The sequence below is a fragment of the Actinoplanes subglobosus genome (assembly GCF_042650585.1).
Taxonomy (GTDB): domain Bacteria; phylum Actinomycetota; class Actinomycetes; order Mycobacteriales; family Micromonosporaceae; genus Actinoplanes; species Actinoplanes subglobosus.
The window spans coordinates 34559-55471 of record NZ_JBHSBL010000004.1 but is presented as its reverse complement, the minus strand read 5'-3'; the positions used below and the strand labels follow the sequence as shown (position 1 = coordinate 55471).

The following is a 20913-nucleotide window of genomic DNA, read 5'->3' as shown; positions in this document are numbered from 1 at the left end:
GTCCCGGGCGCCGCCGCGGGGGGTGGGGTGGTGGTCAGCGGCCGCCGCCGCGACGGCCCATGCCGCCGCCGGCCGGTGCCTGCCCGGCGGTCACCGTGGCGACCTGGGTGGCCGAGCCGAGCGACCCGGACGCGGCCAGCCCGCCGGTACTCGCGCCGGTGGCGGTCCCTCCGGTGTGGATGGTGTACGACTCCCCGCTGGTGATCTTCGACGAGGAGAAGGTGATGTTCTGCACGCTCTTGCTGGTCACGTACGTGGCGACCACGGCGCCGTCGCTGTCGGTGATCTGCACGGTGGTGCCGGCCGCGATCGCGCTGTCCAGCGTCGCCGAGATCCAGCCCTGCGCCGAGTCGGTGGCGGGGGTGACCACCATGCCGGAGCTGCCGGCCGCGAGCAGGGTGCCGCCGCTGATGGTGAACGTCCCGTTGACGTCCAGAGCGCCGTTGCCGTTGCCCTCCGGCCCGTTCACCACGACCGTGCCGCCGGTGATCGACGCCGTCCCGTTGGAGTCCAGACCGTCGCCCTCAGAGTCGATGACCAGGCTGCCGCCGTTGACGACGACCGAGAAGTCGCCGACGGTCTCACCACCGCCGCCGGGGCCGCCACCGCCGCCCGGGAAGCCGCCGCCACCCTGCTGCCCACCCTGGTCGGCGGTGTCGGTGGTGGTCGTGCCACCGGCGCCGTTGATGCCGTCGTCGCTGGAGACCACGTGCACCGTGCCGTCGTTGAGGACGAAGTCGGCCGCCTCCAGCCCCTCGACCGCCGCGGTCACCTCGAGCGAACCGCCGTCGATGATCTGCTGCCCCTCGGCGTGCACACCGTCGTCCCCGCTGGCCACCGTCACCTTCGCGCCGTTGAAGTGCACCGCGCCGTCGCTGTGCACCGCGTCGTCGGACGAGTCGACGGTGGCCGTGCCGCCCTCGAGAACCGTGATGACCCCGGACTTGAGGCCCTTCGCGGACGTGTCGTCGGACGGCTTGACGCTGTGCCCGCCGCCGGCCGTGATGCTCAGGGTGCCCTTGGTGACCACGATGTCGGTGGCCGCGTCCACGCCGTCGCCCTCGCTGGTCACCGTGACGGTCCCGCCGGAGACCGACACGTACCCGGAGTCGGCGTCCTCGTCGTTGTCGGCCTTGACGCCGTCGCCGCCCGCGGTGACCGTGATCGTCCCGCCGGTGACGGCGACGTAGTCCTTGCCGCGCAGCCCGTCGTCCTTCGCCGTCACGGTGATCGTGCCGGAGTCCACGAGCAGGCCGTCCTTGCTGGCGATGCCGTCGTTGCCGTTGCCGGTGACGGTCAGCTTCCCGTCGCCGGTAACGGTCAGGTCGCCGGCGCTGAACAGGGCGGCGTTGACATCCGCGTCCTCGGCGTAGGACGAGGTGTCGGCCAGCGTGTTGGTGCTGCCGTCGGCGAGCTGGACGACCAGCTCCTTCACCTCGGTGGCGGCGATCGCGGCACTGGTCGAGCTGGTGATCTCGGCACCGTCGAGGATCAGCGTGACGGTGGCGTCCGGCGCGGTCACCACGATCTGACCGGCCAGCTTTCCGCTGACCGTGTAGGTACCGGCCGCGGTGATGGTGACCGTGCTCCCGTCGACGGTGACGCCCTCGGCCGTCGAGGTGGCCGAGTCGCCGGTCAGCGTGATCGTGCCGGTGGTCCCGGCCTCGTCGCTGCCGGCGGTATGGACCTCCTTGTTCGCCGCGAGGACGGCGGCGGCGTCCTGGGTGCCGTCGACGGTCGAGGCGTCGACAGTGCTGGTGGCGGCGACCTGGGTCGCCTGGGTGGCGGTGTCGCCCGACGAGCAGCCGGCCAGTACGGCGGTGGCCAGGACCAGAGAGCTGACGGCGGCGAGGACCTTCTTGCGGAGTCTCATCAGTTCCCTTTCACGGTGGAGGAGGCCGGAGCGGTGGAGGAGGCCGGAGTGGTGGAGAAGTGCCGCCGCAGAACGGGCTGCCAGCGGTTGGCGGGGAGGTCGGGGCGCAGGGCGGCGAGCCCGGTCGCGTACTTGGAGATGGAGGCGGGCCGGTGACCGAGCGACCAGAGCAGCCGGTCGACGTCGGAGGCGGCCCGGCCGGACTTGGTCTCGACGATCACCGAGTGCGGCATGTGGACGGTCGAGCCGTCCTGGAGCTGCCAGGCCAGGCCGGTGTCGATGGTGACCCGGCTGCCGGTGGACGGGACGTAGAGCGTGTTGCGGCGGTAGTAGGTCGCCATCACCGCGCGCAGATCCGCCACACCGGGGTGGAGGCCGGCCTCGGCGAGCACCGCGGCCGCGTACGCCCGCCCGTCCGCGCCCAGGTCGGCGCCGTCACCGGCGTACGGGATGCGCTCCTTGACGGTGACCCCGCGGGCGCCGCGTGTCTTCACCTCGACGAAGTTCAGCCCGCTGTCCAGGTAGGTGCGGACCCGCACCTTGAAGCGCCGGCGCCGCTGGTGTGCGGCGGCGTGGAAGCTGTCCATCGCGGCGGTGTCGAAGTAGATCGAGCGGTAGCCGAAGGTGCGCTGGTGGTCGATCTGGAGAGCGCGCACCTCGTACGGCATCCGGTCCAGCAGGGCCGGCAGGGCGTCGGCGGGCAGCACGTACTTGCGGTCCAGGCGGGTCAGCAGGGCGGCCTCGCCGACCAGCTCGTCCAGGCTGATCGGGGCGAACCGGTGGAAGAGCGGAACCTCGGTGGTGACGGTCATCGCGCGTTCACCCGCTCCATCCGCGGGCCCAGCTGGGTGTGGGCGCGACCGGCGGTGGCACCGCCTCCCGCTCCGGCGATGTACCGGACCTCGACGAGCGTGCTGTCGTTGACCATGTCGATCTGCTTGACCACGACGGTCGTGACCTGGCCGCCGAGCACCTGCTCCAGATGGGTGCGCAGGGCGGCCTCGTCGCTGTAGGCGACGTCGAGCCGGATCAGCTGGTTACGGTGCCGGCGGAACAGGGCCGGGTGGTCGCCGACGAAGAGCGCGGCCACGACCAGGGCCATCAGGCCGAGGTGCACGGCGTCCATCACGTCGCCGAGACCGGCGATCAGGCCGAGGGCGAGAGCGGCGAAGTAGTACGCGATCTCGTGCTGGCTGATCTCGTCGGAGCGGAGCCGGATGATCGACAGGACGCCGAAGAGCCCGAGTCCGAGCCCGGCGCCGACGGCCGTGTTGCCCAGGACGATGGAGACCGCGAGGACGCCGATGTTCACGCCCAGGAACGCGGTGACCAGATCCCGCCTGCGGTGGCGTGGGAAGTAGACACCGAACGTCAGGACGGCGATCGCGACGAGGTCCGCGGCTACGGCGAGCAACATGGTCACAGGAGGCTTCCTTCAGGTTGCGTTCATCAGGTGTTTCCATTTCGCCGGAACACCCTGTCCGCATCCTGTGGAGCCTCTGTGCCGCAGGTCTGAGACCCGCGGACGTGGCGCGGGTCACCATCGCCCGCGCCGCGTCCGGTCGATCAGGGGCGGCCCTCCAGGCTGACGGTCGCGATACCCGGCATGGCCTTGAGAGTCAGGTCGAAGCGCGTCATCGACTTCCGCTGGGTCTGGAAGTCGACCTTGCCCTGGTAGTCCTGGGCGTTCAGCCAGGTGGTGGCCTCGGCGCGCTCCGACGGCTCCAGCGCCGCGAAGAGGCAGTCGTTCACGATGCCGTCCTGGACCTTCCGGTCGACCTTCTTCGTGCCGTGATCGAGGATGCACACCACGGATTCCGTTTCGGCGCCACTCGCGGTGGTGCGGAGGGCGAGGTGGAGCCGGCCGCCGCCCAGGGGATAGTCGACGATCGTGGACCGCTCGCGCGTCTCGGGGCTCGACTTCAGTGTCACCTTCCAGCGCTTCTCCCAGGCGCTGACCACCGCCTCGATCCCGGTGCCCGGAATCGGCCCCAGCGGCGGCATGGTGTAGACGATGCGGGCCGGATCGGTGTCGCTGGTCCCGGGCTCCATGACGCCGCCACCGGGGGCGGGGGAGCCGTCCGGGCCCACGGGAGCGTCAGCGCCCTCTGCCGTGACCGATCGTGTCGTCGCCTCCGCAGCCGCGCCGCGCTCGGCATCGCGGTCCGCGCCGGTGAGCTGTCTCACCGCGAGGCCGGCGAGGGCCAGGACGGCCAGCGCGACGATGATCACTGTCGTCGTCCGCCGTCTGTGCGAACGCTCGGACGTGTCTTCCCCCGTTGTTGACATGTGTTCCTCAGCAGCTTGTTCGTGTTTGGGCAGGCAGCGAAGCGTATCAAAACCATCGATGACGAATATTTTGACTTCCGTCGATCATGTGCGGGAGGATGGCGCGCGAATTTCTAACCACGGGGATCTATATGCTTCTACGACGAGCACTCGTCATCCTGTCCACCATCCTGATGGGGGTCAGCGCCCTGGTGCTGCCGGCCTCTCCGGCGGCCGCCGCCGTCCACTGCGTCAACTTCGGCTGTGACGGGCTCAAGGTCGCGGACACCGACTGCAAGGCCAACGCCTACGCCATCACGGGCATGCAGGTGACCGACTCGGCCGGCACGGTGACCGGTCGTGGCGACCTGTTCTACAGCGTGACCTGCCACGCGATGTGGGGCGACTTCACCTCGCTGGCCGACGCCTACTCCGGCACGCTGTACCTGGAGTTCTCGCCCGAGTACGGCGGAGTGAACCAACAGCGGGCGAACGCCGCCGTCAGCGGCAAGATGAACCACGTCACGACCCTGCTCGGGTGGCAGCGGTCGGTCCGGATGTGCGCCGTCACCGGCATGCCGAACGCCTTCTGTACGCCCTGGCGCTGATCAGTGGCGCCTTCTCGTCAAAGCACAGTCATTTCGCACGGGGGAAAAGTGCATTCTCGTTTCGCCAAGTCACGCCTCCTGGCGGTGAGTACCGCGGTGACCGTCGCCGCCGGTCTCGCCGTGCCCGGTGAGGCCCTGTCCGCACCCTCACCGACCCCGGCGGCACCGGCCGGCCCGGCCGCCGACCGCGGCGCGATGCCGCAGCCGGACGCCACGCTGGGCGCGTCCTGGCGCAAGTCCAGCGACGTCATCGTCACCGGCGCCGGTGACACCGAGGGCTACCACCTCTACATCGCCCGGGAGAAGGACGCCTTCGCCTGGTCGACCCTGGCCACGCTGAAGTCGAGCTCGCTCGAGATCGGCCCGTGGATGGGCGAGGTCTGTGTCACCGGCACCGGCCGCTACGCCGTCGCGGTGTTCGCCCCGAAGAAGGCGGCGAACAAGCCGGAGCTGATGCGCGCCGGTGGCTTCGCCGCCGTGGTCGACACCACCACCGGCAAGTCCACCCATGTCGCGACCGGGGTGTCGCTCTCCTACTACAACCCGGCGTGCGGGCCCGACGACCGGGTCCTGATCAACCGTTCGATCGGTGACGACTTCGGCACCGACACCGAGGTCCTCACCATCGACGCCGCGGCCGCGAAGGTGATCAAGACCCGCAAGGTCAAGGGCCAGCTCACCACGCCGGCCCCCGCGCCGGACGGCGACTACGGCGTCGCCGGCGGCAACCTGGTGAAGATCGCGGCCGACGGCCGTACCACCAAGGTCGCCAAGATCAAGGGACAGGCCTTCGGAGTCCGGGCGACCGGCCGCTCCGGCGTCGACATCGTCTCGGTGCTCGGCAAGGAGACCGTCGCGGAGCGTTTCAGCGGCGGCAAGCTGCGGGAGACGGCCCGCGGGCCGGTCGGGAAGCTGCAGCTGTTCGGTCAGGCCGGCGGCGAGAACGCGCTGGTCGGCACGACCACGTCGGCCGTCGCCGCGGCCGAGCTGAAGACCGTCGCCACCGACGAGCGCGTCGACACGGTCTCGGTCAAGGGCCACCTGCTCGCTGAGGAGGTCTACAGCAAGCAGGCCGCCGTCGCGGTGCAGAGCCCGCTCCAGTTCGCGCAGCCCGAGGACGCCGGCAAGATCACCGTCAAGCTGCGCGCCACCACCAGCGGTGCACGCGTCACCCAGGAGCTGGCGAGCACCGAGGCGCCGGTGCTGGACGCCGACATCAACTCCTCGCCGGACAAGGGCGACACCGCGCGGGTCTCGGCGGCCCTGGCCGCACGCAGCGTCACCGAGCCCAAGTGCATCGTGCCGCGCAACGACCCGAAGATGCAGCCGTTGCAGCCCAGCCCGAACCAGGTCGAGTGGGCCATCGACCAGGCGGTCCACGGCCGCCTGATGGTGCAGCGCCCGTCCGACTACCTCAAGGGCGGCCTGCCGGCCTACAAGCCGCAGGTGCTGTTCGAGAAGAAGAACCTGGTCGGCGGCGGCACCGTGCCGGCCAACGTGCTGCTGGGCGTGGTCGCCCAGGAGACGAACATGTCGCAGGCGTCGTGGCACGTGGTTCCCGGTGACACCGGCAACCCGCTGATCGGCAGCTACTACGGCAACAAGGGCAACCTCGACTACATCAACTTCGACGACGCCGACTGCGGTTACGGCATCGGCCAGGTCACCGACGGCATGGCCGGTGGTCAGTGGAGTGACACGCAGGCGCGTGCCATCTCGCTGGACTACGCCGCCAACATCGCCGCCAGCCTGAACATCCTCATCGAGAAGTGGAACCAGATCCAGAACGAGCCGTACGAGTACCAGGTGTTGATGAACAACAACGACCCCTCGTACGCCGAGAACTGGTTCACCGCGCTCTGGGCCTACAACAGCGGCTACTACCCGTACGACCGGCGCAACACCGACCTGCAGGGCGGCTACTGGGGCGTCGGCTGGCTGAACAACCCGGCCAACAGCGAGTACCCGGCCGACCGGGGCGCGTTCCTGCGCGCCACCATGGCCGACGCCGAGACCCCGAGCCACTGGTCCTACCCCGAGCGCATCATGGGCTGGATCGAGAGCCCGCAGAAGAAGGGCCTGGTCATCTGGACCGAGGCCTACTCGAAGCCCAGCTTCGGCGCCAACGGCCGGACCTGGGGCCCCGCGGCCAAGAAGATCATGCCGGTGCCGGACCGGTTCGCCTTCTGCAAGCCGGAGGTCAACAACTGCTCCGAGGCGCAGAACGGCTGCCCGGCGGTCAACAAGTCCTGCTGGTACTACGGCCACGGGGCGTCGAGCTGGCCGAAGGGCCTCCTGCAGGACAAGGGCGACATCGCCAACTGCCTGCTCGAGGAGTGCACCAAGGAGAACCTCGCGTACTCGCTGGGCAGCTCCGAGCCGGCCATCGACCGGATCTACCCGATGGAGTGCGACACCTTCGGCTTCTGGAGCGACCCGGCCCGGGACGCGACCAAGAAGGTGTCGATGGTCTACAGCCTCAACGACACGACGCGGCACAACCTGGGCTGCGACGACGACACCATCGAGCCGCAGAACGGCAAGTTCACCCTCCGGCTCGGCAACCCGGCCGGTGACATCTCCACGGCGCCGTACGCGGAGATCGACCTGCACCAGGTCGGCGCCGGTTACAAGGGCCACTCGTGGTTCACGTACCTGTACCGGTCGGACCGCACCAAGCACAAGATCGTCGGTACCTGGATCCCGGACCTCGACCTGGTACCGGGCACCCGGAGCCGGTACAGCATCGTCGCCCACCTGCCGAACCACGGCGCGGACGGCTTCGGTGACTACCAGATCTACAACGGTCCCATCCTGGGTCAGACGAAGGAGTGCCACGTCGACTTCGAGGCCGAGACGCAGAGCGACATCCCCGGAGTCCTCGGCAAGGGCAAGTGGGTCTACCTCGGCAACTACGAGCTGGGCCGGGGCTCCCAGGTGCAGATCAGCAACGTCGGTGTCCCCGAGTTCACCGGCAACGACAGTGTCGCGTTCGACGCCATGGCGTTCGTCCCGACCGCCGACCGGAACCCCGCGGCGGCCGCCTGCCGTGAGGACTACCCGTCCTGAGGCACTGAGTGAGTGACGACGGGGCCCCCCCCCCCCCCCCGTCCGCTCTTAGCCAACCCTTAGAAACCGCCCCCGGGCGTCTTAGAAGATCGCGTCAGGGTTGGCGCTCATGACAGTGACCACGACGCCCACACCTGTCCGGCGACGGCTGCCCGTCACCCCCGCCTGGTGGCCCGGTGCCGGAGCGGCCGCCGCCGGGCTGAGCCTGCTGATCGTCACCGCCCTCTGGGTGGGCAACGGCGGCCTGTCCGATCTGACCGGCGGCGACGCGGCCACCGCGATCGGGCGGCTCACCGGCCTCTACGCCTCCGACCTGTTGCTGCTCCATGTGCTGCTGATGGCGCGGATCCCGATGGTGGAACGGGCGTTCGGCCAGGACCGGCTGGCCCGCTGGCACCGGTGGACCGGGTTCACCTCGTTCTGGCTGATGGTGCTGCACATCGTCACGATCACCGTCGGGTACGCCGCCGGCGCGAACCTCCTCACCACGCTGTGGGAGCTGGTCCTGACCTATCCGGGCATGCTGCTCGCCGCGGCCGGCACCCTCGCGCTGGTGATGGTCGTGGTCACCTCGGTACGCGCGGCCCGCCGCCGGCTGCGCTACGAGTCGTGGCACCTGCTGCACCTGTACGCGTACCTCGGTGTGGGCCTGGCCCTGCCGCACCAGATCTGGACCGGTGCCGACTTCACCGGCACGGCCTGGGCCCGTGCCTACTGGTGGACGCTCTACCTCGCCGCGGCGGGGGCCGTCGTCGCGTACCGCATCGGTCTGCCCTTGATCCGTAACCGCAGGCACCGTCTGACGGTGAGCCGCGTGGTCGCCGAGGGTCCCGGCCTGACCTCGGTGTATCTGACCGGTGAGCGGCTCGCCGAGATGCCGGCGCGGGCCGGGCAGTTCTTCCAGTGGCGGTTCCTCGACGGTCCCGGCTGGACCCGGGCCAACCCGTTCTCGCTGTCGGCGACCCCGCACGGTGACGAGCTGCGGATCACCGTGAAGGCCGCCGGTGACGGCAGCTCCCGCGTCGCGAACCTGAAGCCCGGCACCCGGGTGCTGGCCGAGGGCCCCTACGGCAGGCTGACCGGCGAGTCCTACCAGGGTGAGCCGATCGTGCTGATGGCCTGCGGCATCGGCATCACCCCGCTGCTGTCGCTGCTCGGCGAGCTGCCCTACCGCGACGGCGAGGCGACTCTCGTCTACCGCGCCCGTACCGACGCCGATCTGGCCTTCCGCGCCGAGCTGGAGTGGTTCGCGGCCCGGCGCGGGGTGCGGGTGGTGCACCTGACCGGCCCCCGCGCCCGCGGCACGTCCTGGCTGCCGGGCAGCCTGTCGGGCACCGGCGACGCCGAGGCGCTGCGGCAGGTGGCGCCCCGGATCGCGGCCTCCCGCGTCTACATCTGCGGCCCGGAGGAGTGGGCGGGCACGGCGAGGGCCGCGGCGATCGCCGCCGGTGTCCGTGCCGACCGCGTCCACACCGAGCTCTTCGCCTGGTAAGGGGAAACTTCCGATGCGACGTAACAGCCTGTGGATGGTCTCCACGATGGCAGCGCTCGTGCTGCTCTTCAGCTACCGCACCAGCACCGGCGAATCCGCCGCTACGGTCACCGTCGCGGCGACCCCGGCGGGGGAGGGCCAGAGCTTCTCCGGCGACACCGTGCCGACGCGGGAGGGTGACGTCCAGGTGGTGATCACCGTCGCGGACGGGCGGATCACCTCGGTCAGCGTTCCGGTGTACCCGACCGGCAGCCAGCGGCACGACGAGATCAGCGCCCGGGCGATCCCCGAGCTGGTCGAGGCGACCCTGGCGGCGCAGAGCGCGGAGATCGACTCGGTGTCCGGCGCGACGTACACCACCGGCGGCTACCGGGAGTCCTTGCAGTCGGCGATCGACGCCGCCGGGATTTAATGGGCACCATGCGGATCCTGGTGGTGGAGGACGACGCGGCCGTGCGTGACTCGCTGGCGCGCACGCTGCGGTTCCAGGGCTACCAGGTGGACACCGCGGGGGACGGTCTGGCCGCCCTCGACGTGGTGCGGGCCGGCGAGCCGGACGCGGTCGTCCTCGATGTGAGCATGCCCCGGATGGACGGGCTGGAGACGTGCCGGCAGCTGCGGGCCGGCGGCGTGGTGGTGCCGGTGCTGATGCTGACCGCCCGGGACAGTGTCGGTGACCGGGTCGCCGGGCTCGACGCGGGCGCCGACGACTACCTGGTGAAACCGTTCGCCCTGCAGGAGCTGCTGGCCCGGATCCGGGCGCTGCTGCGTCGTTCCGCGCTCGTCACGATCGTCTCCGACGAGACCGATCAGGACCTTCTGACCTTCGCGGAGGTACGGATGAATCCGTCCACCCGCGAGGTGTGGCGGGGTGACCGTGCGCTGAAACTGACCCGGACCGAGTTCGGCATCCTCGAGGCGTTCCTGCGCCACCCGCGGCAGGTGCTGACCCGGACGGCGCTGTTCGAGCAGGTCTGGGGCTACGACTTCGGCGAGGGGTCGAACAGCCTGCACGTCTATCTCGGCTATCTTCGGCGCAAGCTGGAGGCCGAGGGTGAGGCACGGTTGCTGCACACCGTCCGCGGTGTCGGATTCGTCTTGCGGGAGGAGCCGCTGTGAGAGCGTGGTGGCGGTCCAGGCCCCTGCACGACCGGCTGTCGCTGCTGGTCACCGGCGCGGTGGCGGCCGCGGTGCTGCTCGTGTCGGGCGGCGCGTGGGTGAGCGTGCGCGCGATCCAGCAGAACAAGATCTCCGCGGAGCTGCTGGCCGACGCCCGGACCATCGCCGAGAATCCCTGGCAGTGGCTGAAGTCGCAGGGTGCCCGTCCGGACCCGGACGACAAGGAGATCGGCCCCTGCTGGCAGGTCCTCGACCCGTCCGGGGCGGTCGTCGGCGGCAGCGCCGTCCGGCTACCGGTCACCGCGACGGCCGTCGCGATCGCCACCGCCGGCCAGCCGGGGACCCGGGAGCAGGTCACCATCGGCCCCGGCGAGTACCTGATGCTCACCGTCCCGATCGACGGCGGGGGAGCGGTCCAGGTCGGTCTCGACCCGAGCCCCGACGAGCGGGTGCTGGCGGCCTTCGCCGCGCTGCTGGCGCTCGGCTGCGCGGCCGGGATAGCCGGTGCGGCCGTCCTCGGGCGGACGGTGGCGCGAGCCGGTCTCGCCCCGGTCGACCGGCTGACCGGCGCGGTCGAGGACGTGGCCGTGTCGATGGACCTGACCCGCCCGATCGAGGTGTCCGGCAACGACGAGATCGCCCGCCTGGGCCGCTCGGTCAACGCGATGCTGACCGCCATCGACGCGTCCAAACAGGCGCAACGGGCCCTGGTCGAGGACGCCGGCCACGAGTTGCGGACCCCGCTGACCAGCATCCGGACGAACGTGGAGCTGCTCATCGCGGTGGAGCGGCAGCCCGACCTGGCGCACCGGTTGCCGGCCGAGGAGCGGGTCAAGCTGCTCGACGACCTGGACGCCCAGGTCCGCGAGCTGGCCACGCTCACCACCGAGCTGGTCGAGCTGTCCCGTGAGGAGGGCAGCCGGGAGACCATCGAGCAGGTGGAGTACGCGGAGGTGGTGACGGCCGCGATCAACCGGGTCCGGATCCGCGCGCCCGGGCTGACGTTCGACACCGATCTGGCGCCGGTGACCGTGCTGGGCCGACCCGGCGAGCTGGAGCGGATGGTGGTGAACGTGCTGGACAACGCGGCCAAGTGGAGTCCGCCCGGCGGCACGGTCACCACCCGCCTGGCCGGTGGGGTGCTGACCGTGGCCGACAACGGGCCGGGGATCGCCGCCGAGGACCTGCCGCACGTCTTCGACCGCTTCTACCGGGCGACGGCGGCCCGCTCGATGCCCGGCTCCGGCCTCGGCCTGGCGATCGTCGCGCAGACCGCCTCCCAGCACGGCGGGGCGGTCACCGCCGGCCCCAACCGGCCGACCGGCACCGTCGTCACCGTGCGCCTGCCCGGCGATCAGGTCCCCGGGTAATCCATCGCGCGCAGCGCCTCGATGACGCTGGAGATGTGCTCGCGCATGGCGTCCTCGGCCGCCTCGGGGTCACGGTCGCGGATGGCCGCGATGATCCGCTCGTGCTGCGGCAGGGACCGCTCGGGCCGGCCCGGGACCAGCGACAACATGTACTGGTGGCGGACGATCTGGCCGCGCAGCGTCTCGACGATCCGGTCGGCGGTGCCGTGCCCGGCGATCTGCCGGACCAGCGCGTGCAGCCGCTGGTTGAGATCGCTGTAACGGCGGTGCTCCCCGGCCTCGACGGCTCGGCGCATCAGCACGCCGATCTCGTCGAGCTCGGTCGCCCGCTCCGGGTCGACCCGCTCGGCGGCGCGGGCCGCGATCAGGCCCTCGACCACCATCCGCACCTCGGTGATCTCCACGGCCTCGGCGGCCGACACCTTGCGGACCTGGGCGCCGCGGTTGCGCTGCACCTCGATCAGACCCTCGCCGGACAGGTCCTGCAGGGCGGCCCGCACGTTGAACCGGCTGGACGCCAGCCGGGCACAGAGCTGCGCCTCGACGAGCCGCTCGCCCGGCAGGTACTCCCCGCGCAGGATCGCCTCGCGGAGGGCGTCGCGGACCTGATCCGCCGTGCTCGCGGCGCGGGCCGGACGTCGGCCGGTGGACTCGGGCGGCATGGGTCCTCCTTTCCGCTGCTCAGCCTCGGTTGATCAAACAGAATTGTCAACAATTGCCCGAGCGCGTGCGGTGAGCCTATCGTTTGCACTGCCCGGCTGTCCGGTCTGGCGGCGACATGATTGTCGACAAATCCATGGGAGGGCCTCATGGCGCACGGGATCCCGGTCCAGGTGTTACGCGGCGGCCGGTTCAAGGGTGCCTACTTCGTGGCCTCCGACCTGCCGGCCGACCCGATCGAGCGCGACCTGCTGCTGCCGCGGCTGATCGGCCGGCCGTTCCCGCTGGCCGACCGGGTCGCCGTGGTCGACCGGTGTGCCGGCTCCTCGGCCGACGTCGACGTGCGATTTCTCGCGTGCGACGGCGCGGCGGTCACCGAGTCGCGGCCGTGCGGCGACATCCTGGCCGGTGCCGGACCCTTCGCGATCGAGCGCGGGCTGGTCGCCGCCGGCGACGGCGTCACCGCGGTCCGGGTCCGGGTGCCCGCCACCGGCACCCACGCCACCGTGCACGTCCCCACCCCGGGCGGCCGGCCGGCCTACGCCGGGGCGACGGCGGTCAGCGGCGTGCCGGGCACCGCGTCGCGGTTGCTCGTCGAGTTCGGCGACGCCGCGGTCCTGCCCACCGGCCGGCCTGCCGACGACCTCGGCGGCGTCCCGGTCACCCTGATCGACAACGGCGTCCCGGTGGCCCTGGTCGAGGCGGCAGCGCTCGGCGTCACCGGCCACGAGACCCCGGCGCGGCTGGAGTACGACGAGGGCCTGCGCCACCGGGTCGGCCGCCTGCGCCTGCTGGCCGGCGAGCTGATCGGTGCCGTGCCGACGATGTGCCTGCTCGCCCCGCCGGCCGGCGGCGGCAGCCTGGCCACCCGGACCTTCCTGCCGCAGAGGGTGCAGCCCGCGATCGGTTTCCGGGCCGCGGTCGGTGTCGGCGCGGCGGCCACCGTGCCCGGCAGTGTGGCGGCCCGGCTGCTGCGGGTCGCCGACCGGGCCGTGGTGCCGCGTGACGTGATGCGCCTGGAGCACCCGACCGGCTTCCTCGACGTGGTGCCCGGCTCGTCGGCGGTGACCACCGCGCGCCTGCTCCTGGAGGGCCGGCTGTTCGGCTGACGACGAGGGCCGGCTGTTCGGCTGACGACGAGGGCCGGCTGGTGGGCTGACGACTACGAGGGCCGGCTTTGGGCTGACGACGACATCGGCCACCCCGCAACCGTCACCCCCGGGGCCGGATCGCCGTCGGCACGACGACGTCCGGGTGGGATGTGCACCAGCCGTTCGGTGGGTTCCGGCACTCCGGGCCCCCTTCGAGGAGCAGGGGCCGGAGGCGATGCGGTTCTATACCAGGGTCAAGACTTTCGCCATCCACCTCGGTAGCCGAGATGGCAGTACCAGAGAGGCAACACCTGTGGCGGACGAGATCATCGGGATCATCGGAGCCGGCATCGTCGGCCTGGCCATCGGCCGGGAGATCAGCCTGCGACGGCCGGGCACCCGGGTCGTGGTCGTCGAGAAGGAATCCGAGGTCGGGCAGCACCAGACCGGCCACAACTCGGGCGTCGTGCACGCCGGCATCTACTACACGCCCGGCAGCCTCAAAGCGGAACTCTGCACCCGGGGGCGGCTGCTGCTGCGCGAGTACTGTGCGGACCGTGGCATCGCCTACGACGAATGCGGCAAGCTCGTCGTCGCGGTGCGGGAGGACGAGCTGGGGCGCCTGGACGAGCTGGAGAAGAGGGCGCGGGAGAACGGCGTACCAGGCCTGAAAAGGGTTGACCGGGCCGGGATCCGCGATATCGAACCGCACGCCGCAGGCCTCGCCGCGCTGCATTCGCCGGAGACGGCGATCACCGATTTCCCGGGCGTCACCAGGGCGTTCGCCGAGGACATCCGCAAGGCCGGCGGAGAGGTGCGGCTGAACTTCCCGGTGACCGCCATCAAACGCAACGTCGGGTCGATCCGGATCGAGTCGGGCGAGCACAGCGTCACCGTCGACCAGGTGATCGTCTGCGCCGGCATCCACTCCGACAGGGTCGCGGGGCTGGCCGGTGACACCGCCGAGCCGCGGATCATCCCGTTCCGCGGCGAGTACATGCGCGTCAGCGACGAGAAGGCGGACCTGGTCCGGGGCATGATCTACCCGGTTCCGGACCCGCGCTACCCGTTCCTGGGGGTGCACTTCACCCGCCGGGTCACCGGGATCGTCGAGGTCGGCCCGAACGCGGTGCTCGCCACCGCCCGTGAGGGCTACACCCGGACCCGCTTCTCCATCCCGGATCTGGCCGGCATCGCGGCCTGGCCGGGCACCTGGCACATGGCCCGGAAACACTGGCGGACCGGGATCAAGGAGGTCCGCGGCTCGCTGTCGAAGAGCCGTTACATGGCCGAGGCGATGCGGTACGTCCCGGAGATCGGCGCCGCCGACGTGGTCCGGGCCGGCGCCGGTGTGCGCGCCCAGGCGCTGGACCGGGACGGCAGCCTCGTCGACGACTTCCGGATCCACCGCCTGGGCTCGGTCACGGCCGTCCGGAACGCCCCCTCGCCCGCGGCGACGTCGTCCCTGGCGATCGCCGAGCACGTGGTGGCGGAGGTCTTCGGATGAGTCGGCGCGGGGCTGCCGCCGGAGAGCTCGCCGGCTCGTTAGGTTAGCTTGACCGTCGGACGCGGCCGGAGCCCAGAGAGACTTGACGATGACGCATGCACAGCCTTCCCTGTCCCGTCGTGGCCTGCTGGCCGCCGGCGGTGCTGCCGGTCTGGGCGCGTTGCTCGCCGCGTGCGGTGGCGGCGAGGACGGGCCCGGGCCGTCACCGGCTGTCGCCGCCGGCGGATGGGCCTTCACCGACGACCAGCCCGAGCGGCTCGTGGCCGACCAGGTTCCCGGCCGGATCGTCGCCTTCACCGGTGCCGCGGCCGCCCTGGCCGACCTCGGCATCCAGGACCGGATCGTCGGCGTCTTCGGCGAGACCAGGACGGCCGACGGCACCGCCGAGTACCAGGCCGGTGGCCTCGACCTCGGCAGGGTCGAGGTCGTCGGCGGGAAATCGGGCGAGTTCTCCGTCGAGAAGTACGCGGCGCTCGCTCCCGACCTGCTGATCACGCACCAGTTCGATCCGGGCGGGTACTGGTATGTGCCGGCCGCGAGCCGAGCCCGGATCGCCGAGCTCGCACCGATCGCCACCGTCAACGCCGGTCGCGTCCCGCTGAACGAGCCCATCGAGCGGTACGCCGAACTCGCCAAGTCGCTGGGCGCCGACCTGTATGCGGCGAGGGTGGCCGAGGCCAAGACCCGTTTCGAGAAGGCGGCGGCCGAGCTGTCCGAGGCCGCGAAGGCCGCCGACGGCATCAAGGTGCTGTTCGCCTCCGCCACCACCGGCGCCTTCCAGATCTTCAGCGCCGTGGTCAGCTCCGATCTGATGTATTTCAAGCAGCTCGGTGTGGACGTGGTCAAGCCGAAGCTCAAGGGCACGGCCTCCCACGAGCCGTTGAGCTGGGCGGACGCCGGGAAGTACCACGCCGACATCATCTTCCTCGATGCGCGGCCGGGGGATCGGCTCTCGCCCGGTGACCTGGCGTCGAACCCGGGCTGGAACGCGCTGCTCGCGGTCAAGGCCGGTCAGGTCTTCCCGTGGCAGTCGGTCCCGATCTACTCCTGGGCCGGCGCGGCCCCCCTGATCGCATCGCTGACCGAGGCGATCAGGAACTCCAAGAAGCTGATCTGACCCGGTCAGTCATCGAGTTGCACCGTCTCGACGACGGTGCCGATGCCGGGTCCCGGGCCGGGAGCGTCGTCCGGGCACGGCAGGTCGCTCGTCTCAGCGGTGGCGCCGGCGTCGACGCGGCCGGCGATCGCGACACACAGGCGTACGGCGGCGCTGTCGTACGACAATCCACCGCCCGCCTCGCCGCGACCGAAGAGCACGAGCTCCAGGCGGGCGGCGCCGTCCGGGCCGACCGTCACGTCGAGTACCGATCGATTCGGGCTCCCCTCGAACCCGCGGCGTATCTCCGCGGACATGTCGGCGGGGCTCTGGTCCTTCCCGGCGAACCAGCGCAGGTCCGAGTCGAATTCGCTCCGCGCTGCCGCGGCCAGCTCCCGGACGTCCTCGACGGCTCGCTGTCTGGCCTTCTCTTTCGGGTCGAGGCCGGCGCAACCCGTGGCGAGGAGGCCGGCGGCGAGCGCGATGACCGGCATGAATCGCCTCATCCGTGCTGTGGACACTTTCGCTGCCTTTCCGGCGGGATCGAACGGGCCGCGGACGGGAGCAGGGACGCGAGGATCATCGCGCCCCTGCTCCCGTCTGTCGAAGGCGGTCCGTTCTCCCTACTTGTTGATCGAGCTACTTGTTGATCGAGCGGAGGGTGCGCTCGACGACCCGGGCGTACGCCGAGGCGCCGCTGATCTTCGGGTGGAAGCCCTGTGCCGAGACGATGCCGTGGGTGTCGGAGTACTTGAAGACCGGATCGTCACCGGGGGTGAGCTGGGTGACGATCCCGTGGATCAGCTCGGGCTCGGCACAGACCCCCTTGCCGCGGAACTCCAGTTCCGGGTTGGCGAAGTGCACCGGGATGGTGACCGACGCGCGTTCGTCGACGGCGGCCTGCATCTGCTGTGCGAGCAGTTGCGCTATGTCCTTCAGCCAGGGGACCTCGGCCGAGTCGATGCCGAAGACGCAGCTCCCCTCGATGAGGGTCGGGTACCCGACGAGCACGATCTGGGCGTTCGGCGCCTTCAGCCAGATCTGGGTGATGGTCTGCCGGAGGGAGATGCTCACCGGACCGGTGATGTGCTTGGGCAGCGCGACCTCCAGCTTCTCGGAGTCACCGTCCATCGTGTTGTTCTGGCATTTGGTGCTGGCCATCACACAGAACTTGATGACGTCGGCGAACCGGGAGTCGTTGCCGCCGATGGAGAGGGTCACCAGTGTGGTGTCCTCGTCGACGAATCCCGACTCGAGTTGTGGCACCTCGCCGTACTGCCCCTCCGACGTCCTGCCGAGGGCGTTCTGCTGGCCGTACGGCAGGATGTTGTGTGTCCGTGCCCCGGAGCAGGCCACCAGGCGGTAGTCGATGTCCGAGTCCATCGCCTCCGTCCGGCCGTAGACGCTGACCGCTGAGTCCTTCAGCGCCATCTGCCGCGACCAGGCGAAACGCGACCGGTGGCAGGCGTTGCGCAGATCCTTGTTGTTGCCGAAGAGGTCGGTCTCCCGGTCGTAGTCGGCTCCGTTGAGCTGCGAGGCGCCTTCGCCGGAGGAGTACGAGTCGCCGAGAGCGGCGATGATCTCCTTGGGCTTGCCGGACAGGGGGAGGACGGCGGCGGCGTCCCAGGCGACCGCGTCGAGCCCCTTGCCGTCGATGGTGACGTTGCGCAGGGTGACGCCCGGTTTGCCGGCGAAGGGGAAGGCTCCCAGGGAGACCCACTTGTTCTCCCGGATCCGGGTCGGGATCACCCGTTCCCGGAACTTCCCGTTGCCGAGGTCGATCCGGTACCGGGCCTGGCGGGTGTGCGTCTTGTGGTCCGGGATGTGCACGAAGACCCGGGCCCAGCCGTTGATCGGCTGGTTCCACGACCACTTGCCGGTGATGTGCAGCTGGGGGTCCGCGCTGCGGGTGTGCGAGAACCAGTAGTGGGCGCCGAATCCGCCACCGATCTGATGGAAGTCGATCTTGGACGTCTCGCCGTCCGAGCCGCCGTTGAAGGACAGGTCGAAGGTGCCGTGGTTGTTGTCGCCGGCGCAGCTGGGGACACGGACCGACGGGACGCTGTTGGGGACGTCGTCGATGATGCGCAGCCCGGCCGGAAGCCCGGCCTTGCCGCAGGCCGGCGGATAGCTCTTACCGTTCTCCGGCTCGGCGGCGTACGCCGGCCAGTCGTAGCGGATGAACTCGTTGCCGCACTGCTGCGGGCAGTTCCCCTTCCACGCGGCAGGGCTGTGCCACCAGCACTTGAGGTCGTACTTGCCGCTGACCGTGCGGTGCGCACAGGGGCCGGCCGGCTCGCCGATGACGTTCCAGCCGGGGGTGCCGTCGCCGCCGTAGTCGGGGGTGAAGAGCCGTCCCCACTGGCAGTCGTTGGCGGCGCCGCAGAACTGGGACTGCTCGGGGATCGCGTTGTGCCGGTTGTACTTGGCACTGCCAGCCTGCTCCTCGTTGCCCTCGTCCCCGCTCCACCAGGCGGGACGGAAGAACGGGACCTCGGTGGCCGGGTCCTCGAAGATGGACGGCGGGTTGGCGGCGAAACCGAGGACCTTCTCCGGGTACGGGTAGCGCTGCGGCGTGGCGAAGTGGTGCGGGCTCGAGCCGAACTTGCCCCGGCCCGCCGGGTAACGCGGGTTCGCCGGGTTGTTGCCCCAGCCCAGGCCCCAGGCGCCGTTGGTGCCCTCGCGGCCCGGCGCGTTGAAGCCGGAGTTGTAGGCCCAGGTGGCGAAGAACCAGTTCTCGATCTTCGACGGATCGTTGTTGTTCACCGTCACGCCGTACGACTGCAACTGGTTCCACTTGATCTGGATCACCTGCATGCCGGCGGCGATGGCCGCGGCGTAGTCGGTGCCGATCGCGCGCTGCCGGACCGGGTCCAGAGCGATCTCACCGTCGCGGGAGTGCGCCGACTTCCGCATGCCGTCGGTCATCTGTGAGACGCCGTAGCCGCAGTCGGCCTTCGACCAGTCGATCCGCCAGTCGCTGGACTTGCCCTCCTCGTCGATGCCGTAGTAGTTGCCGATCAGGGGGTTGCCGAACTCTCCCGGCATGACGTGGGCGCTGGCCTGCCACAGATTCGACTCCTGGCCGAGGATGCCGAGCATGATCTGGGCCGGCACCGCGCCGCCGGTTCCGGTCAGGGTGTACGGCGGGAAGAGTCCCTGCGGAGTGTAGGACTGGCTGAGACCGTTGTTGTTCCAGCCCGCCGGCCGGTTGACGGTCAGCTTGTTCTTGACGGCCATGTTGACCGCCCACTCCACCTGCTTGGGTTTGGGCTGGTAGACCTGCACCCGCGGGTCGTTGCGCGGCACCGAGCAGTAACCGCCGGGATCGCTGGTGTCGGCGCTGCGCGGAGTGATCGCGTCGTCCGGGTCGACGGTGAACTTCAGCGGCTTCCGGGTCTTGAGGCTGAGCGCCTCGATGCTGACCTCGGGTGCGCTGAGCGGGTCGGCCGGGGTGACGCGCGGATCGGGGTTGCCGACGCGTTCCACCGAGGTCACGGCGGCCTCGCCGCGTGTGGAGACGGTGGCGTCGACCGGCGCGTCGAGCCTGGCGGTGGTGGCGGGCAGCGTCTCCACCGTCTTGGGCTCACCGGTGATGAAGATCTTTCCGGATGCCGCGCGCCGCAGACCGAAGTCGTCGAGGCCGCCGCTGGCCAGGGTGCGGGTCGCCACCCGCCGCTTGCCGGACTCGCCGGTGATGACGCTGCGCCGGGCCCGGGCGGTCGAACCGACGTGCTCCATGAACACCACGGCTCCGCTCGCGTCGGTGCCCACGTTGAAGGGCACCCCGGCGGACTCGGCGATCAGCCGGCGCTTGCCCTTCCTGTCGATCTCGACGAGCGCGTTGTCGTCCGCGCCGACCAGGCCGTCCCTGGTCGGGACCGGCGAGGTCAGCTGTCCCGGGATCTCCACCGGCGTCTCGGTACGGCCGGTGGCCGCGTCCAGCACGTGGATGCGGGTTCTACCCAGGTCCAGGTCGCCCTCCTGGGTCAGCGACGCCTTCTCCCCGGCGCCGCAGCCCGGGTTGAAGTAGGCCAGGCTGGTCCGCAGCGCGAGCCGGTCGACCACGCCGGAGTCCAGGTCCACGACCGCGGTGAAACCGCCCCGGCCGCCCAGCGTCTCCTTGTTGGTGTAGGTCCGTGGCGCGTACACGACGACGGCCCGCTTGCCGGACTCGGTGACGCAGGCGTTGCCGATCCAGGCGTCGGTCTCGATCCCGGGCTCGCTCAGCGAGGCCGCGGTCCGCCACTGATAGCCGGTGGACGCCTCGGCGACGAGGATGTGGAAACCGGTCATGTCGCTGCTGGTGGTCCACAGCCGGTCCCGGGACTGCTGCCAGCCCTTGCCGAGCAACGCGTCACGCTGACCCGGCTCGACCGCGGCCGGATCGTCGGCCGGCGGCGGCGTGGCGGCCTGGGCCGGTGGTGTGACCGGTTCGGCGGACGCCTCCGTCGCCGAGATCAAAGGCACCGCGACTATCACCGCGGCCGTCATTCCGAGCGCAGCCCGGAGACGTCTGTTTCTGATGGCCATGTGCTCCCCGTAGTCAATGGTTCGCTCGATGGGCAGAATGCGACGGCCGGGCCGGAGAACGATACGGCTGAATCACTACCCGGAAACACAGAACGGCCATCGGGCGAAACCGGTTGCAGACCCACGCCGCGATTACCGCGCGGTGGACTGCCGCGCGGTTCGGGCGCTTACGAAATGCGGATTCCTGGCAGGCTTGATCCTGCTGAGAATGTTGAGGGTGCAACCGG

At 70.5% G+C, this 20913-nt stretch carries 16 protein-coding genes; 9 read left to right on the top strand and 7 right to left on the bottom strand.

Translation table 11 applies throughout. From position 1 onward, the window contains the following. Window positions 1–34 precede the first annotated feature (34 nt). The 4 genes from ACFO0C_RS03545 to ACFO0C_RS03530 all read right to left on the bottom strand — a co-directional run bounded on the left by ACFO0C_RS03545 (window position 35) and on the right by ACFO0C_RS03530 (window position 4105). Window positions 35–1873 (bottom strand): carbohydrate-binding domain-containing protein, encoded by a 1839-nt coding sequence (locus tag ACFO0C_RS03545; protein WP_378065031.1) that lies wholly within the window; start codon window positions 1871–1873, stop codon window positions 35–37. Beyond that, window positions 1873–2685: a polyphosphate polymerase domain-containing protein gene (locus tag ACFO0C_RS03540; protein WP_378065030.1), complete on the bottom strand. Its 813-nt coding sequence runs from the start codon at window positions 2683–2685 to the stop codon at window positions 1873–1875. The genes ACFO0C_RS03545 and ACFO0C_RS03540 overlap by 1 nt, the downstream gene beginning before the upstream one ends. Then, window positions 2682–3290 (bottom strand): DUF4956 domain-containing protein, encoded by a 609-nt coding sequence (locus tag ACFO0C_RS03535; protein ID WP_378065041.1) that lies wholly within the window; start codon window positions 3288–3290, stop codon window positions 2682–2684. Before ACFO0C_RS03535 ends, ACFO0C_RS03540 begins: the two co-directional genes overlap by 4 nt. A 149-nt stretch (window positions 3291–3439) precedes the next feature. Continuing rightward, window positions 3440–4105, bottom strand: coding sequence for a hypothetical protein (locus tag ACFO0C_RS03530; protein WP_378065029.1), 666 nt, complete (start codon window positions 4103–4105; stop codon window positions 3440–3442). 188 nt (window positions 4106–4293) lie between these two features. On the opposite strand from ACFO0C_RS03530, the gene ACFO0C_RS03525 reads away from it, so the two are divergent. The 6 genes from ACFO0C_RS03525 to ACFO0C_RS03500 all read left to right on the top strand — a co-directional run bounded on the left by ACFO0C_RS03525 (window position 4294) and on the right by ACFO0C_RS03500 (window position 11799). Beyond that, window positions 4294–4749, top strand: a complete 456-nt coding sequence (locus ACFO0C_RS03525) for a hypothetical protein (RefSeq protein WP_378065028.1) — start codon at window positions 4294–4296, stop codon at window positions 4747–4749. A 48-nt stretch (window positions 4750–4797) separates the two neighbouring features. Next, entirely contained in the window at window positions 4798–7818 is a 3021-nt protein-coding gene (locus ACFO0C_RS03520) for a hypothetical protein (RefSeq protein WP_378065027.1), read from the top strand. Window positions 7819–7927: 109 nt separating this feature from the next. Beyond that, entirely contained in the window at window positions 7928–9310 is a 1383-nt protein-coding gene (locus ACFO0C_RS03515) for a ferredoxin reductase family protein (RefSeq protein WP_378065026.1), read from the top strand. Window positions 9311–9323: 13 nt separating this feature from the next. Next, complete coding sequence (locus ACFO0C_RS03510; RefSeq protein WP_378065025.1) at window positions 9324–9722, top strand: FMN-binding protein; 399 nt, start codon at window positions 9324–9326, stop codon at window positions 9720–9722. Between the two features lie 8 nt (window positions 9723–9730). Then, window positions 9731–10429 carry a response regulator transcription factor gene (locus ACFO0C_RS03505; RefSeq protein ID WP_378065024.1) on the top strand — a complete coding sequence of 233 codons (699 nt, stop codon included), beginning with the start codon at window positions 9731–9733 and terminating at the stop codon, window positions 10427–10429. Continuing rightward, window positions 10426–11799, top strand: a complete 1374-nt coding sequence (locus ACFO0C_RS03500) for a HAMP domain-containing sensor histidine kinase (RefSeq protein ID WP_378065023.1) — start codon at window positions 10426–10428, stop codon at window positions 11797–11799. The genes ACFO0C_RS03505 and ACFO0C_RS03500 overlap by 4 nt, the downstream gene beginning before the upstream one ends. On the opposite strand, the gene ACFO0C_RS03495 is transcribed toward ACFO0C_RS03500, so the two are convergent. After that, entirely contained in the window at window positions 11784–12461 is a 678-nt protein-coding gene (locus tag ACFO0C_RS03495) for a GntR family transcriptional regulator (protein ID WP_378065022.1), read from the bottom strand. The two genes, ACFO0C_RS03500 and ACFO0C_RS03495, sit on opposite strands and share 16 nt — an antisense overlap. Before the next feature lie 147 nt (window positions 12462–12608). Between ACFO0C_RS03495 and ACFO0C_RS03490 the strand changes: the two genes are divergently transcribed. From ACFO0C_RS03490 to ACFO0C_RS03480, 3 genes are all read left to right on the top strand, one after another. Next, the gene (locus ACFO0C_RS03490) at window positions 12609–13568 is read left to right on the top strand and encodes a PrpF domain-containing protein (RefSeq protein ID WP_378065021.1); all 960 of its coding nucleotides are present in this window, start codon (window positions 12609–12611) and stop codon (window positions 13566–13568) included. 295 nt (window positions 13569–13863) lie between these two features. Further along, window positions 13864–15057: an L-2-hydroxyglutarate oxidase gene (gene lhgO, locus ACFO0C_RS03485; protein WP_378065020.1), complete on the top strand. Its 1194-nt coding sequence runs from the start codon at window positions 13864–13866 to the stop codon at window positions 15055–15057. Window positions 15058–15145: 88 nt separating this feature from the next. Beyond that, window positions 15146–16174 carry an ABC transporter substrate-binding protein gene (locus tag ACFO0C_RS03480; protein WP_378065019.1) on the top strand — a complete coding sequence of 343 codons (1029 nt, stop codon included), beginning with the start codon at window positions 15146–15148 and terminating at the stop codon, window positions 16172–16174. Window positions 16175–16179: 5 nt separating this feature from the next. On the opposite strand, the gene ACFO0C_RS03475 is transcribed toward ACFO0C_RS03480, so the two are convergent. Both ACFO0C_RS03475 and ACFO0C_RS03470 read right to left on the bottom strand, forming a co-directional pair. After that, on the bottom strand, window positions 16180–16647 hold the full coding sequence (locus ACFO0C_RS03475; RefSeq protein WP_378065018.1) for a hypothetical protein: 468 nt from the start codon (window positions 16645–16647) through the stop codon (window positions 16180–16182). A gap of 145 nt (window positions 16648–16792) precedes the next feature. Beyond that, the gene (locus ACFO0C_RS03470; RefSeq protein WP_378065017.1) at window positions 16793–20623 is read right to left on the bottom strand and encodes a GDSL-type esterase/lipase family protein; all 3831 of its coding nucleotides are present in this window, start codon (window positions 20621–20623) and stop codon (window positions 16793–16795) included. Window positions 20624–20913 lie beyond the last annotated feature (290 nt).

Coding starts and splice junctions, on each gene's coding strand:
- ACFO0C_RS03545 (WP_378065031.1), bottom strand. CDS start 1,873: ATGAGACTCCGCAAGAAGGTCCTCGCCGCCGTCAGCTCTCTGGTCCTG.
- ACFO0C_RS03540 (WP_378065030.1), bottom strand. CDS start 2,685: ATGACCGTCACCACCGAGGTTCCGCTCTTCCACCGGTTCGCCCCGATC.
- ACFO0C_RS03535 (WP_378065041.1), bottom strand. CDS start 3,290: ATGTTGCTCGCCGTAGCCGCGGACCTCGTCGCGATCGCCGTCCTGACG.
- ACFO0C_RS03525 (WP_378065028.1), top strand. CDS start 4,294: ATGCTTCTACGACGAGCACTCGTCATCCTGTCCACCATCCTGATGGGG.
- ACFO0C_RS03515 (WP_378065026.1), top strand. CDS start 7,928: ATGACAGTGACCACGACGCCCACACCTGTCCGGCGACGGCTGCCCGTC.
- ACFO0C_RS03510 (WP_378065025.1), top strand. CDS start 9,324: ATGCGACGTAACAGCCTGTGGATGGTCTCCACGATGGCAGCGCTCGTG.
- ACFO0C_RS03505 (WP_378065024.1), top strand. CDS start 9,731: ATGCGGATCCTGGTGGTGGAGGACGACGCGGCCGTGCGTGACTCGCTG.
- ACFO0C_RS03495 (WP_378065022.1), bottom strand. CDS start 12,461: ATGCCGCCCGAGTCCACCGGCCGACGTCCGGCCCGCGCCGCGAGCACG.
- ACFO0C_RS03490 (WP_378065021.1), top strand. CDS start 12,609: ATGGCGCACGGGATCCCGGTCCAGGTGTTACGCGGCGGCCGGTTCAAG.
- ACFO0C_RS03480 (WP_378065019.1), top strand. CDS start 15,146: ATGACGCATGCACAGCCTTCCCTGTCCCGTCGTGGCCTGCTGGCCGCC.
- ACFO0C_RS03475 (WP_378065018.1), bottom strand. CDS start 16,647: ATGCCGGTCATCGCGCTCGCCGCCGGCCTCCTCGCCACGGGTTGCGCC.